11 protein-coding genes, 1 rRNA gene and 1 pseudogene are annotated in these 13,133 nt (G+C 59.4%); 9 read left to right on the forward strand and 4 right to left on the reverse strand.

The genetic code is table 11. The features are described from left to right. Both U9R81_RS07430 and recN read right to left on the reverse strand, forming a co-directional pair. Positions 1-621 (reverse strand): annotated as a pseudogene (locus tag U9R81_RS07430) (hypothetical protein); the annotation flags it as partial. Positions 622-734: 113 nt separating this feature from the next. Next, positions 735-2,510, reverse strand: coding sequence for a DNA repair protein RecN (gene recN, locus U9R81_RS07435; protein ID WP_322494863.1), 1,776 nt, complete (start codon positions 2,508-2,510; stop codon positions 735-737). A gap of 219 nt (positions 2,511-2,729) precedes the next feature. Between recN and U9R81_RS07440 the strand changes: the two genes are divergently transcribed. Next, positions 2,730-3,254: a hypothetical protein gene (locus U9R81_RS07440; protein WP_322494864.1), complete on the forward strand. Its 525-nt coding sequence runs from the start codon at positions 2,730-2,732 to the stop codon at positions 3,252-3,254. 801 nt (positions 3,255-4,055) lie between these two features. Here the strand turns inward: U9R81_RS07440 and U9R81_RS07445 are convergent. Continuing rightward, complete coding sequence (locus tag U9R81_RS07445) at positions 4,056-5,102, reverse strand: saccharopine dehydrogenase family protein (protein ID WP_322494865.1); 1,047 nt, start codon at positions 5,100-5,102, stop codon at positions 4,056-4,058. Between the two features lie 1,077 nt (positions 5,103-6,179). Between U9R81_RS07445 and U9R81_RS07450 the strand changes: the two genes are divergently transcribed. From U9R81_RS07450 to U9R81_RS07480, 7 genes are read left to right on the forward strand one after another with little or no spacing between them, the layout of a single operon-like run. Continuing rightward, the gene (locus U9R81_RS07450; RefSeq protein ID WP_322494866.1) at positions 6,180-7,598 is read left to right on the forward strand and encodes an amidase; all 1,419 of its coding nucleotides are present in this window, start codon (positions 6,180-6,182) and stop codon (positions 7,596-7,598) included. Positions 7,599-7,622: 24 nt separating this feature from the next. Beyond that, positions 7,623-8,714: a hypothetical protein gene (locus U9R81_RS07455; protein ID WP_322494867.1), complete on the forward strand. Its 1,092-nt coding sequence runs from the start codon at positions 7,623-7,625 to the stop codon at positions 8,712-8,714. Then, the gene (locus tag U9R81_RS07460; protein ID WP_322494868.1) at positions 8,692-9,369 is read left to right on the forward strand and encodes a class II aldolase/adducin family protein; all 678 of its coding nucleotides are present in this window, start codon (positions 8,692-8,694) and stop codon (positions 9,367-9,369) included. The genes U9R81_RS07455 and U9R81_RS07460 overlap by 23 nt, the downstream gene beginning before the upstream one ends. An 11-nt stretch (positions 9,370-9,380) precedes the next feature. Continuing rightward, the gene (locus U9R81_RS07465; protein ID WP_322494869.1) at positions 9,381-9,662 is read left to right on the forward strand and encodes a DUF507 family protein; all 282 of its coding nucleotides are present in this window, start codon (positions 9,381-9,383) and stop codon (positions 9,660-9,662) included. Between the two features lie 13 nt (positions 9,663-9,675). After that, on the forward strand, positions 9,676-10,326 hold the full coding sequence (locus tag U9R81_RS07470) for a DUF6962 family protein (protein WP_322494870.1): 651 nt from the start codon (positions 9,676-9,678) through the stop codon (positions 10,324-10,326). Next, positions 10,323-10,721, forward strand: a complete 399-nt coding sequence (locus U9R81_RS07475; RefSeq protein ID WP_322494871.1) for a FixH family protein — start codon at positions 10,323-10,325, stop codon at positions 10,719-10,721. The genes U9R81_RS07470 and U9R81_RS07475 overlap by 4 nt, the downstream gene beginning before the upstream one ends. A gap of 15 nt (positions 10,722-10,736) precedes the next feature. Continuing rightward, positions 10,737-11,633, forward strand: coding sequence for a thioredoxin family protein (locus tag U9R81_RS07480; RefSeq protein ID WP_322494873.1), 897 nt, complete (start codon positions 10,737-10,739; stop codon positions 11,631-11,633). On the opposite strand, the gene U9R81_RS07485 is transcribed toward U9R81_RS07480, so the two are convergent. Then, positions 11,617-12,618, reverse strand: coding sequence for a CoA transferase (locus U9R81_RS07485; RefSeq protein WP_322494872.1), 1,002 nt, complete (start codon positions 12,616-12,618; stop codon positions 11,617-11,619). The genes U9R81_RS07480 and U9R81_RS07485 overlap by 17 nt on opposite strands. A 445-nt stretch (positions 12,619-13,063) precedes the next feature. Between U9R81_RS07485 and U9R81_RS07490 the strand changes: the two genes are divergently transcribed. Continuing rightward, positions 13,064-13,133: ribosomal RNA gene (locus U9R81_RS07490) — 16S ribosomal RNA — on the forward strand; the annotation flags it as partial.

Genomic DNA, 13,133 nt, shown 5'->3' on the forward strand with positions numbered 1-13,133 from the left:
AGCCGGTTGCGGCGCGCGCGGCGCAGTGCGGGAGGCGGCGAACGCCGCAACGAGCCGGTAGAGCGCCAGCGGCACGATCATTATCAGATACGCCGCCACAAAGATCGAATTGCCGAGCGTTGAAGCCACCCGCGCAATCACATCGCCGCTCCACGGCAACGGGTCGAGCTGGTAGTGCTGCATGATGCCGTACACTGCCACCACCGCAGCAGCAGCGAGACTCACCGTGATCAAACGTTCGCGTTGGGCAGGGGTGCGCATAGTGAATGCCACCAATATGCCGAGCATGAGGTAGGAGAGATAGGTGTACAGCCCCTGCATGCGCTGGTACGACCCCCACAAACTGGCGGCGGGGGTAATCGACGTGATCGTCGTCAGGATAAAGACGGCGGTATAAGCAACCGTTGGCCAAAAGAGCGGCGTTGCGCGCAGCGTGGCCCACCACGAGCGGTTGGCTGATGATTGATTCGAGGCGCGTTGATTCAGCCAATCGAGCAGCCAGACGATCGCCGCAGCGACTCCGATCAGCGCCAACGAACGCAATGTTGCCGCTTTATCAGGCTCAAAATGGCGCGCGGAATAGAGGTTGAAGTAGATAGGCACCAGCGTCAGCGCCAGCAACCAGCTCGCCTCAACGATCCTCGCGCTCCAGCGACTGAGTGAACTTTGGGGGGACATAGTGGCGACAACGGCCTCTCTATTGGGGCAGCCGATTGGCTGCCCTGCTCATCGGTTTATGAAGCTCGCTGGGGGGACGGCCCGTGGGTGGCCCCGGCCATCCTCACCTTCCACGCCTGTGCCCGTTCCAAAATCTGGCGAGCATTGGCCCGGCTATGGTCGTTGGGTACGCCGTCAAGCATCGCCGCAATCTCATCGATCCGTTGCTCGGGCGACAACGGCTCAACGCTGGTGCGGGTGCGTCCGGCGACCACTTCTTTACGGATATGGTAATGGGCATTGGCGAAAGCGGCGACTTGCGGCAGGTGGGTAATACACAACACCTGATGGCGCTGGCTGATCGCCCACAACTTTTGGCCGACCACATGGCCGGCGCGCCCGCCCACCCCAGCGTCAACCTCATCAAAAATCAGGGTCGGCACCTCATCAACCTGCGACAAAATCGATTTCAGTGCCAACAGCAAGCGCGCGCTCTCGCCGCCGGAAGCAACGCGGGCCAGCGGCTTCAATGGCTCGCCGGGGTTCGGTGAAATCAGAAACTCGACCCGGTCGATACCGGTGCGATCGCAGGCCAGCCGGCGACCATTGATCAGCGGGCCGTTCGGATCATCGCTATGATCAATCTGGACGGCGAACTGGACATTCGGCATCGCCAAATCGCGCATTGCCGTACTGATTTGGCGGCTCAACTCCTCACCGGCCTGCCGCCGCCGTTGCGACAGCTCAAGCGCGCGGCGGGCCAATTCAGCGAGCAGGAGTTGCACTTGCGTTTCAAGGGCGGCGATTTGGGCGGCGCTGTTGCTCAACCGCTCGATCTCGGCCTCGGCGTTGGCGGCCCGTTCGATCAATGTTGCCAAGTCGACGCCATACTTGCGTTGCAGATCACGCAACACGGTGAGGCGATCTTCAATCGCATCGAGCCGGCGCGGATCAACGTCGAGATCGGCGCGATAGCGGCGCAACCCGATCACTAATTCTTCGAGCTGGTAATGCAACTCGGTCACTTGCTGGGCTAACGGCCCGGCCCGCTCATCGAAACGGGCTAGCTCGGTGAGGGCATCAACTGCCAGCGACAGCAACTCAACCGCCGGACGCTCGCTGCGCCCCTCAGCGCCGGTGTATAGTGCCCGGTATGCGTCATCGGCCAGCGTAACAATGCGCGTCGCATTCTGCATCATCGCACGCTCGCGCAGTAACGCTTCCTCTTCGCCTAGCTTGAGCTTCGCCGCCGCCACATCGGCGCGCAGCATCTCTAGCTCCTCAATCTGGGCCTGCCGGTGCGCTTCGCCGGTGCACAGATCGACCAACTGGGCTTGCACCGCGCGCAACGCGGCCAATTGTTCGGCCACTTGTTGGCGGAGCGGCAATAGATCGCCGAAGCGGTCGAGCAGCTCAAGGTGGGTGCGCGGGTTAAAGAGTGATTGGCCCTCATGCTGGCCATGAATATCGATCAAGCGACTGCCGATTTCGCGCAGGGTGGCGCTATTGACGGCCCGGCCATTGATGCGGGCGACGCTCCGCCCCGATTCCGCCGAAATCTCACGCGCAAGGATGACCTGATCATCGTCTTCGTCCAGCAGATCGTGTTCAGCAAGCAGGGGGAGCAGATGCGGGCAATCATCAAGGCTAAAGACGCCCTCGATCCGGGCGCGCGCGCAGCCGGCGCGTACAAAGGTGGGATCAACCCGTTCGCCGCGCAAGGTGCCGAGGGCATCAATAATGATCGACTTACCAGCGCCGGTTTCGCCGGTCAACACATTAAAGCCCTGCTCAAAGCGCAGATGCAGACGGTCAATAATGGCAAAATCCTGAATCTGCAACTCAATTAGCATACAGCAGGCGCAGTACCCGTCTGAGCGTTTAACCATCGGAACGTGTTGCGATAGCTACACGCATTGCATTGTACCACAATCGTCTTGTCCACCGGTTGTTGGAAAAAGTAGCACAAAAGTTCTTGACAGTCAATCACATCTCTGCTATACTTCCGAACAAGTGAGCGATAAAACTTTTGTTCTACTATGATACTAGCCGTTTCGCGGAGGAGGGCTGCTATGGCAGTAACAAGTCGTGAAATCCGTTCACCGCGCCGGATGTCTACGATGGCCGTGCCGACGCCAGCTCTCGGCACCGCAGCATATATCGTGACTGGATTGTTGGCAGTTCTGGCGCTTTATGTGCTGGTCAGCGCCGTCATTAGCTGGGGGCAAGTAGTGGTTGACGACTGGCGGTATGGGCGGCCACGCACGTTCCATCTGACGGCGGATGTCGGTCGCGCTGAAGAGACCGTTGGGCCGACACGCCTGATTGCGATGAATCTCGACCGGCAAGTATTAATTCTCGAAATCCCCGGTGGTGACGTGAGCAAGACGCGCACGCTGATCGGGCCGTACTTGGTCGGGGCGAACGAGGACTTGACGCCGATTACGATGCGCTTGGCCGATCTGAATGGCGATGCCTTGCCCGATCTAGTGGTTGGGATTAAGAATGAAGAGATTGTCTACCTAAATCGTGGTGACAGCTTCGGTCTCGTAACTGCCGAAGAGCGGCAGCAGATCGTGCGCCAGATGGGTCGTTAGAAAGCAGGGTGCTATGGCGGCTGGCAAACGTTGTTTAATGCAACTGCGAGCTGATGGTTGGCAGATGGTGGGGGTGCCGGGCAAGGTTGGTTGCGCTTTGGGTAATGAATGATGGACAGCAAGCTGTGGGTAGGCGTGCTCGCTTGAGAGGCGCGCAACGCAATCCCAAGGTAGTTCTTGGCAGATGTGCCTGCCAGTATCTGGCGGGCACGCTGGTTGTTGTGGGGCATGGTTGCTCAAAACGCAATGCACGTTTGGGTAGATAGGCACTGGATAGGTGTGTCGCTCTTACCAGTGAGAACGCATTGCTATTCGGTGGTTGGGCGGATCGTCGATCACAACGGTTGATTGCTGTGCGATGCCGCAACGCTCGGCGCTGCACTCACCTTTCCCGCGCAAGTGTTTAAGGGCGGACGGAACGTATGCTGCTGATGGCTCTCACTCCCCAGCCCCCTCTCCCACTGTAATTCAAGGGCGGACAGAACATTTGTCTGGAACCCGGCCCTGAAGGGCCGGGCTAGGGTTACGAAGCCCGCTGTGCGGGCTGATGCCCCACCTCTTGCCCCTCCCCCAGCGGGGGAGGGGTGATGAGGAGCGCAGCACAGGGCTTGACGGCATCGCACAGCGATCGACAGTTGTACTCGATCAATCGTTCTGTCTGCCCCTCAACCCACTGTGCCGACAGATCTACGTTCTGTTTGGTAATGTCTAGCGTGCGGCAGTGCTCCTGCCGCAGTGGTGAAGTGCGGTGGTAGAGATGCTCCTGCCAAGGAGGCCAACAGACCGGATATGGCTATAGCGCTACTCATCGCTCCGCGTCACCCCCGGCACCTCACAGATAACATCCGGGCCGTACAATCCCGCCGGGGTCTGAAAGCCGGCGCTTGCGTGGCCGTTCAAGACCCGCTGCACGATCAGCAGCGCCGTCTGCACGGTAAGCGCATAGCCCTCTGGGCCGGTCAAGCGACTGGTTACGCGCCGTCCCGTTGCATCGGTGACTTCCCCTACGATGATGCTCCGCCCGCTGGCGCGGGTGGTAGCATCGGGGCCGCGCAACGTCCGTGCTAGCAGGTGGCGCAGTCCGTTTCGGATCACGGGAAGCTGTGCGATGGGCAACAGCCGTCGCGTGAGATCGATCCAGCGCCGTGAGCGCCGTGGGATTGCAACGAAGGTCTTGATGTTGGGAATGCCGGTCGTGTAATAGGCAGTAGCGACATCTCCCCACGGAATGCTTACACACGGCTGCGGCCCGCGTCCAAAGTCAAACATGCGCACCTCGTGCAACGGTGGCGTCATCATGAGCTGGCCGTTGCGCCGTTCACAACCGCGCGTAGCCATGGTCAACATCGTGATCGCGGTGCCGCGCGAAATGCAGCCAAGGGCGCGAAACGCCAGCGCTAACGACGTCGCTCCCGGCAGTCGGTGGGCAAGGTGAGCAGCCAGACAATCGGAGGGCACCACATCAAAACCAACTCCCGGCATCAACATCACTCCCGCTTGCCGGGCAGCAGCGTCTTGCTTAGCTACGGCCTCAAAGACGCTAATTTCGCCGGTGATGTCGAGGTAGTGAACACCTGTTTCTAGGCATGCCTCAATCATCGGCGCGCTGGTCTCTTGGAAAGGGCCGGCGCAGTGCAGTACCACTTGTGCGCCCTGCAACGCTTGGCGTAATCCTGCTCGATCCTCAAGCCGGCAAATGGTGAATGGCAATCCTAGCGAGTTGGCCAATGCCCTTATTGCATCCGCATTACGTCCGGCCAGCCGCGGTCGCAGACCGGCTGCCACTGCCGCGTGGGCAATCAGTTCGCCGGTATAGCCGTTTGCGCCGTAAATGATCCAGTCGTTCATTGGTTTTGGTTTCTCTCGTCCAAGGAGCGAAGATGAGGCTGGTGCTGTGCAATTTGTTGCTCGTTCTCATCATACACTACGGAATAGCCACCAAAAGACGCAAAAGACGCAAAATCGGTGGGCTATCCGTATTCCATCCCAGCTCGCGGAGCGAACTTCGGCATGATCGCCCAGCCTTTGCGGGTTGAGGAGGTGCCCCACCTCTTGCCCCTCCCCCAGCGGGGGAGGGGCGGACAGCTACGGAGTGCGGCAGTTTGACTGCCGCACTCCATATCCGGCAAGCGGGGCGATACTGTACAGACGCAACGCAAGCCAAGGCGCAATGATGTTACACGCAAAGACGCGAAGGGCGTGCAGGGGCGCAGCGGGTTGGGGAGGGGAGGTACAAGGACGGGCGGAACATGGGATTCGGAACCCGACTCAGAAGGGCTAGGCTAGGGTAAGGTAACAAAACCCGCTTGCCGGTTGTCATTGCGAGGGAGTGGCGGCGCCTAGCGCGGCTGGGAGCCGCCCGACCGAACAATCTCCCACGAGAACGGGAACAATGCCTGAGCGGAGTCCCGTTCGTGCTCGCGGGGGATTTTCGCTGCGGGACAGCGCGTTGCGCTGCCCCTCCGCTCGCAATGACAGCGGGGGAGAGGCGGAATCCAGTAACGAAACCTACTGCACGGGAGCGGGGAGCGTAGAGCCGGATGTTGAGGTATCGCAAAGCGATCAACGGTTGTACTCGACCAAATTTCTGTCCGCCCTTGAACCCGCGCCAGCGGGAGAGGGGAGCTGCTGCGTTCCGCTCCCGCAAAGCCTTGCTCGCTATCCAGCGGCTTCCCCTCTCCCGCTGCAAGGTGGGAGAGGGGGCGGGGGGTGAGGGCCATCAGCCTGCATTGCGGGTTTCGTAACATAGCCCAGCCTTCAGCGGCTGGTTCCGTTTAACCCTTTGCGTCATGTGCGTCTGTTCGTTGCTATTCCCAAATCAATCCCGACATCAAAAGAGAGCCTCGCAATCCGATGTATCATAACCACTGCGAGCGGCGATAACGACTGATCGCTATCATCCGTTGCCTTGAATGAGAGATTCCTATGCACACCGACCTCTGCCTGCAACCGGCGACCGCCATTGCCCGTTTGATCCGCCAGCGCGCCGTTTCGGCCAGCGAAGTGCTTGAGGCGCATCTAGCCCGGATTGAAAAGCTCAATCCGTTGGTGAACGCAATTGTTACGCTCGATGTGGCTGGGGCGCGTGATCGCGCGCGCGCCATTGACGAGGCGCTGGCGCGTGGCGAAGACCCCGGCCCGTTGGCTGGCTTGCCAGTGGCGCACAAAGATTTGGCTGAAACCAAAGGTATGCGCACTACCTATGGCTCGCCGATCTTCGCCGATTTTGTGCCCGATTTCGACGCTCTGATCGTTGCCCGCCTTAAGGCCGCCGGCGCCGTAACGATCGGCAAGACCAACACGCCCGAATTTGGCGCCGGTTCGCAGACCTTTAACCCCGTTTTTGGCGCTACCCGCAATCCCTACGACCTGAGCAAAACCTGCGGCGGCAGTAGTGGCGGGGCGGCAGTGGCGTTAGCTTGCGGGATGATCCCAATTGCCGATGGGAGCGATTTGGGTGGCTCGCTGCGCAATCCAGCCGGCTATTGCAACGTGGTCGGTTTTCGCACCTCACCCGGTCGTGTCCCGGTCTGGCCCGATCCTACCCCCTACCTGCCGTTCGCGATCGATGGTCCAATGGCGCGCACGGTGGCTGATATTGCGCTAGTCTTGCAAGCGATTGCCGGCCCCGACCCACGCGCGCCACTCTCGATCAGCGAACCGGCTAGCATCTTTGCCCAACCGCTCGAACGCGATCTGCGCGGGGTGCGGGTGGCGTGGAGCCCGGACTTGGGCGGTTTGCCGGTTGATCCACGAGTGAGCGATGTGATCGCCGCGCAACGGGTCGTATTCGAGCAGCTCGGTTGCATTGTGGAAGAGGCGGCCCCCGATCTGAACCATGCCGACGAGATCTTTCAGGTGATGCGCGCCTTTCGCTACGAGCTGACCCTCGGTGAGTTGCTCGACCGCGAACGCGCTCGTATGAAAGATACGGTGGTGTGGAACATCGAAGCTGGGCGAGCGCTGAGCGGGCCGCAGGTCGGGCGCACCATGCGTTTGCACGCGGCGTTACTGGCCCGCCTGCACGAGTTTATGCAGCGCTACGAATTCATCATCGCGCCGGTGAGCCAAGTGCCGCCGTTCCCAGTCGAACAACCGTACATCACCGAGATTAATGGTGTATCGATGCGCAACTATATCGAGTGGATGCGCTCGTGTTACTACATCTCGGTCTGTAACACACCGGCCATCGCCGTACCGGCGGGCTTCACGCATGACGGGTTGCCGGTTGGATTGCAGATCATTGGCCGTCCCCGCGCCGATTTCAGCGTCTTGCAACTGGCTTACGCTTATGAACAGGCAACGCAGCACTGGCGGCGCCATCCACAACTGGCGACGGTGTGAAAGCGACAGTGCTATAATGCAGACGTGCAAACGAGATCACTGCCAGCCGTAATACCATCAACGCTGGGACGGCCCCACATCATCTTCTTCTGTGAGCTTGAAGGGCCGGCCCTGCTTGAGTTGCTCGCCACACCGGGGTTGCTTGACTTTCTCGCCGCCGGTGAATACGGCGTTGCTGTTGCGCTGCACAATCTCTCGGTAGAGACGGCGCAAGCAATTGCTACGCTGAACCAGCGCCGGATTCCGGTGGTTGCATGGTTGCTGTTGCCGGCGGAAGAGGGGTTCTGGTTTAACCTCCAGAACTATCCGCAAGCGATTGAGCGCTACCGGGCCGCGCGGCGATGGGCGATCGCGCACAAGCTGCACTTTCAGGCGATTGGGCTTGACATTGAACCGCCGCTTGGGGAAGTGATCGCGAGCCGGCGGCGTGGGATTCGTGACATTGCGCGCCGGATCTGGCTTGCCCACGAAAATGTCTTGTACGAGAGCGCGCGGGCCGCTTACGTCGATCTGATCGCCGAAGTGCATCACGACGGCTACGAGGTGCATACCTACCAATTGCCCTTGATTGTTGATGATCGGCGTGCTGCAACCACGACCATTCAACGTGCGCTCGATATTATCGATCTGCCGGCTGACGTTGAAGTGCTGCTCTGTTTTAGCAGTATTCCGATCGAAAAATTGGGCAACGATCTTGGCGGCGCCCTGATCGACAGTTACGGCCCGGCGGCTGATGCGATCGGGGTCGGTTGTATCGTCGGCAGCGCGGTGCGATCAAGCAGCGCCGAAGACTTGCCTCCGCTCGCGTGGGATGCGCTCGAACGCGATTTGCAACTCGCTGCCCATCACACCGATACCATTTACCTCTTTTCGCTTGAAGGGTGTGTGGAACACGGCTTATTGCCGCGTCTCAACCAGATTGATTGGACGGCAACGCCACGGCCTGATCTGACCAAGCGGCTGGTGATCCAGAGTTTGCGAACCGTACTGCTGATCGTGATGCTGATGATGCGGTTTAGCCGTCCGTTGCTGGCATGGTCGGGCTGGATTGTCGCCGCCTTCTTGTTCTTCCGTTTACGCCAACAGAAACGCTATGACAACCACCGAACTCACTGAGGTAGAAGCGGCGCTGCGCGCCGAGATGGTGTTGTGCGGTCGTTTATTGTATGACCGCGGATTGATCGTTGCCGGCGACGGCAATCTCTCGGCACGATTGCCAGATGGCACAATTCTGATGACGTCGGCAGGCTTGGCGAAGGGGATGTTAACCGTTGACGATTTGGTTGTGGTTGATCTCGATGGCCGTTTGATTCGGGGTGCGGCGGGCCGCCAACCATCGTCCGAGCGCTATCTGCACCTCTTTGTCTATCGCCAGCGTCCTGACGTGATGGCGTGTGTCCATGCCCATCCGCCAACGGCAGTAGGAGCGACGCTGGCCGGCGTCAACTTAGCAGAACCATTGTTGCCAGAGGCGCTAATCGCGCTAGGGCCGATCCCAACTGCGCCCTACGCGCTAACCGGTACACCCGAAATGGGTGCGGCGATTGCCCCGTTTGTCGCCGATCATGAAGCTATCTTACTGGCCTACCACGGCGCCTTGACCTACGGCGCCACGTTGATGCAGGCCTTTCACCGCATGGAACAGATTGAACACTGCGCGCGCACCTTACTGGCGGCCCATCTCTTTGGCGGCGCGCGTCCGTTGCCGCCTGAACGGCTCGCCGAACTAGCCGAGGTGCGGCGCGCATTTCGGGCCGCTGGACGCATTTAGAGGAGGCACCAATGAAGCTTTCTCCAGCGAAAGTTGAGCAACTGGCGACGATGCTCGTCGATATATTAGCCGAGACAGAGGGGGTGTTATTTCAAGCCGGCGATCCCGAATTAAAAGCCGCGATCAAAGAGATTATGATCGACGAGCTTGAAGTGGAAGATCGCTTGAATGCCGAAGTGCATCAGATGTTGCAGGCCTACAAATACGAGATTACGCACGAGCGGCTTGATTACGACACGCTCTTTCGCCGGTTGCGCCAGCGCCTGATTGCCGAACGCAAGATTGTGCTCTAGATAAAGGTTGTCTGTGAAGCGATGGCTTGCCGATCATCTTATTGCCGATCCACGTGAGCAGACCACGGCAGCTACCGATTTGGCGCTAACAGGGGCGGCGCTGTTGGCGATACGGCGTTTGCGCGGCCCAGCCGGTTGGCGCCGGCGCATCTGGCAAGCCGCGTTTGCCCTCTTGGCCGCTAGCGGTGTGCTGGGGGCTATTGTGCATGGGTTGCGCCTCTCACCCGCAACCCGTGAGCGTCTGTGGCAGCCGCTGAACGTGTTGCTGGCGCTGATCATCGCGCTCTTTGCTACTGCTGCGGTCAGTGATCGCTGGGGCGAACGAACCGGGCAGCGGGTTTTGCCGGCGCTGGTGCTGGCTGCTCCCGGTTTTGCGTGGCTCAGCTGGCGGTTGCAGCGGGGTTTTCTCGCGTTCATTATCTACGAATTGGCGGCGATGGTCAGTGCATTGGCGATCTACGCCGATTTGGCCCGGCGTCGCCAATTGCCCGGCGCTGATCGCATTACGCTGGGGATTTTAGTCACGATAGCCGCGGCTGGCATTCAGACCAGTTCGCTCGAAGTCGTGATTGGCGAGATACCATTCGACAACAACGGCCTCTTTCATCTGGTGCAATTGGCGGCCTTGCCGTTGTTGGTCGAGGGTGTGCGGAAATCGCTATGATGGGGTTCATCCGTTCACTCGGTTTGCTAGTCTTGCTGGTTCTCGTAACTGCGTGTGGCAACAGCGCTATTCCGTTGCGCGAGACGAAAGTCGTTGATGGCTTATCAATCACCCTTGACACACCTGACCGGCCCAAAATGAATACGGCGGTCGATTTTGTGGTTTTGCTCAATGACGCGCAGGGCAATCCGGTTAATGACGCCAACGTGTACCTCGATCTCGATATGCCGGAGATGCCAATGGGAGTAACACGACCGGTCGCCTTGCCAGACGGGCCGGGGCGTTATTGGGCGCGTACAGCGTATACTATGGAAGGCTGGTGGGAGATTACCGTTGTGGTGGAACGGGCTGAAACCACGTATCGAGCCACGTTTCGCCGTGATGTCTTGCAATAGAGGAGAAAGTTTGTGATGCACTCGCGTTTTATCTTGGCAATAGCGTTGCTAGTGGCCGTGTTCATCTCAGGTTGTGGCCGCCAAGCAGCGTCGCCTCCCGCCGAAGCGGCGCCAATTGCACCAGTGATTGCCGCATCGGAACTCGTGGTCGGCCTCAACCGGTTGCCGTTTGGCTTATTGCAGGGTGGCGTGCCGCTCAATGATCCCAATCTTTCGCTTGACGTAATATTATACTACGTTGGTCCCGGCGGCGATCGCACCCAGCCGGTCACGACGGCCAAAGCCGTCTATCGCGGTCAAGGGCTGCCGGTCGGACTCTACGTTGCCTATGCCAACCTTGATCGGGCTGGCGGTTGGGAAGCCGAAATTGCTATTCCGCAGGCGAGTGGCGCGCAAAAGAGCCGGATCCGGCTCGATGTCAGCGAACGCGCCTTTGCGCCGATGGTCGGTGATAAAGCCATTCCGTCACGCAATCTGACCGCGGCTGACGTGCCTGCGCTCGATCAGTTGACGTCGGATCCGCGGCCTGATCCTGATTTTTACCGGATGACCATTGCCGATGCCATAGCGAGCGGCAAACCGTTCGTGGTGACGTTCTCGACGCCAAGTTTCTGTCAAACAGCGGTCTGCGCACCGAATATGAGTGTTTTGAAGCAACTCAAGAGCGAATTTGGCGATCGGGTCAACTTTATTCACGTCGAGGTCTACCCCTATCCGTTCGGCGAGTCATACCAACAGGCGAAACTCGTGCCGGCTATGCAAGAGTGGAATCTGCGCACCGAGCCGTGGACATTCCTTGTCGATGGCAACGGTGTGATTCAAGCGCGCTACGAAGGCGGGATCACCTTCGACGAGCTACGACCGGCGATTGCCCAACTTGCGGCTGGCCAACCGGTCAACCCGATGCCGTAGAGCAGGGTTCGAGCGCCAATGCCACGCTTACCGGCCCGTCTTGCGCCGCTTCTTGCGGAGTCAAGACGGGCGAAACGCATGCGTCGAGCGGTGCGAAGATTGCCATCCATTCAGTCAGTGAACGTTGGCGAAACGCGGTCGCTAGCGCAGCGATGAGTATCGGCTGCGCAGCGGGTTCATACTGTACTGGAATGAGATCGGGCCGGTTGAGCGCGGTGCAGACTCGTTGCCAAAAATGGGTTTCGAGCGCAGCGACCGCGAGAAAGCGGCCATCAGCCGTCTGATACAGACGGTAACAAGCGAGGCCGCCACTGAGCGTATCATCAGCCGCTAATCCGGCCATAGCCAGCGCCAGTGTTGGCGCATTAAGCCAACGGGCAGCAGCCAGCATTGACGTTTCGATTCGCCCGCCTTGGCCGGTTGTCGCACGGGCGAGCAAGCCAGCCAAGACGGCGCTGGCGGCCATCAAGCCGCTTACCATATCGGCGGCGTGAACACCGGGCACGCGCGGCGGCGGCTCGCCGGCAGCGAGCAACCCGCTCAAAGCTTGGGCATTCAAATCGTGCAACGCCTCAGCGCGGCGCGGATGGGTTGCCGGCGCGCCGCCAATTGCCACGATCAGCAACCGCGGATTAGCCTGCAACAACACATTATCAGCCAGACCAAGCCGGCCAAGCACACCCGGACGCAAGCCATCGATCAGCACATCGGCTGATTGCACCAAATCTCGCAAAACAGCCTGATCGGCTGGTTGGCGCAGATTGAGCTTCCGGCATTGCTTGGCGTGATTGAGCAGCGAAAAGAGCGGGTTTTCACCAGTCTGATCGAGGGGCGGTAGAGTACGCATCGGATCACCGCCGGGCCGTTCAATCTTGATCACCGTTGCCCCCAACCCGGCAAGGATCGCCGCACACAGCGGCCCCGGAATATAGCTGGCGATTTCAATCACCGACACGCCGCGCAACGTTTGCGAAAGGTTCAGCATAGCTCCTCACTGCTCGTCGTTCTGACTGATGCCCCTTCAATCGTAACACAGCTAGCGCGCACGATTCGTTGCGAAAGTGTTGAAAAATTCACAAAATTGCTCGTGCTTCGGAAACCTGATTTAAGGCTTTATAAAGGGAAGAAACGTCAAATTTTCACCCTCTTGACAACCTACGACCGGCGTGCTATACTACGCGGGCTGGAACGAACGAGGTCTCACTCGCGAGCAGCGAGGCAGACCAAACAAGTGGAGAGCAAATCCGAGCGAAACGCGCTGAAGACAATTCAGAGACGTCGCCAAGAAAATTCAGCTTGCTGAAGTTTCTTGGTTTTGTTTTCTCCCTCGTTCCGCAGAAGCACCTTCACAACTGAATGACGAGTAAACCAGAGATAAACGCCACGTCAATTCGGTGACGGGAAACGGCGCAAGCTGTGGCTCAGCACCAACCATGTAGAGTTTGATCCTGGCTCAGGACGAACGCTGGCGGCGTGCCTAATGCATGCAAGTCGAACGCA

The sequence above is a fragment of the Chloroflexus sp. genome, assembly GCF_034435895.1.
GTDB lineage: Bacteria > Chloroflexota > Chloroflexia > Chloroflexales > Chloroflexaceae > Chloroflexus.

Excerpts from the sequence above, each read along its gene's own strand:
- recN (WP_322494863.1), bottom strand. The coding sequence starts at position 2,510 with ATGCTAATTGAGTTGCAGATTCAGGATTTTGCCATTATTGACCGTCTG.
- U9R81_RS07440 (WP_322494864.1), top strand. The coding sequence starts at position 2,730 with ATGGCAGTAACAAGTCGTGAAATCCGTTCACCGCGCCGGATGTCTACG.
- U9R81_RS07445 (WP_322494865.1), bottom strand. The coding sequence starts at position 5,102 with ATGAACGACTGGATCATTTACGGCGCAAACGGCTATACCGGCGAACTG.
- U9R81_RS07450 (WP_322494866.1), top strand. The coding sequence starts at position 6,180 with ATGCACACCGACCTCTGCCTGCAACCGGCGACCGCCATTGCCCGTTTG.
- U9R81_RS07460 (WP_322494868.1), top strand. The coding sequence starts at position 8,692 with ATGACAACCACCGAACTCACTGAGGTAGAAGCGGCGCTGCGCGCCGAG.
- U9R81_RS07465 (WP_322494869.1), top strand. The coding sequence starts at position 9,381 with ATGAAGCTTTCTCCAGCGAAAGTTGAGCAACTGGCGACGATGCTCGTC.
- U9R81_RS07475 (WP_322494871.1), top strand. The coding sequence starts at position 10,323 with ATGATGGGGTTCATCCGTTCACTCGGTTTGCTAGTCTTGCTGGTTCTC.
- U9R81_RS07480 (WP_322494873.1), top strand. The coding sequence starts at position 10,737 with ATGCACTCGCGTTTTATCTTGGCAATAGCGTTGCTAGTGGCCGTGTTC.
- U9R81_RS07485 (WP_322494872.1), bottom strand. The coding sequence starts at position 12,618 with ATGCTGAACCTTTCGCAAACGTTGCGCGGCGTGTCGGTGATTGAAATC.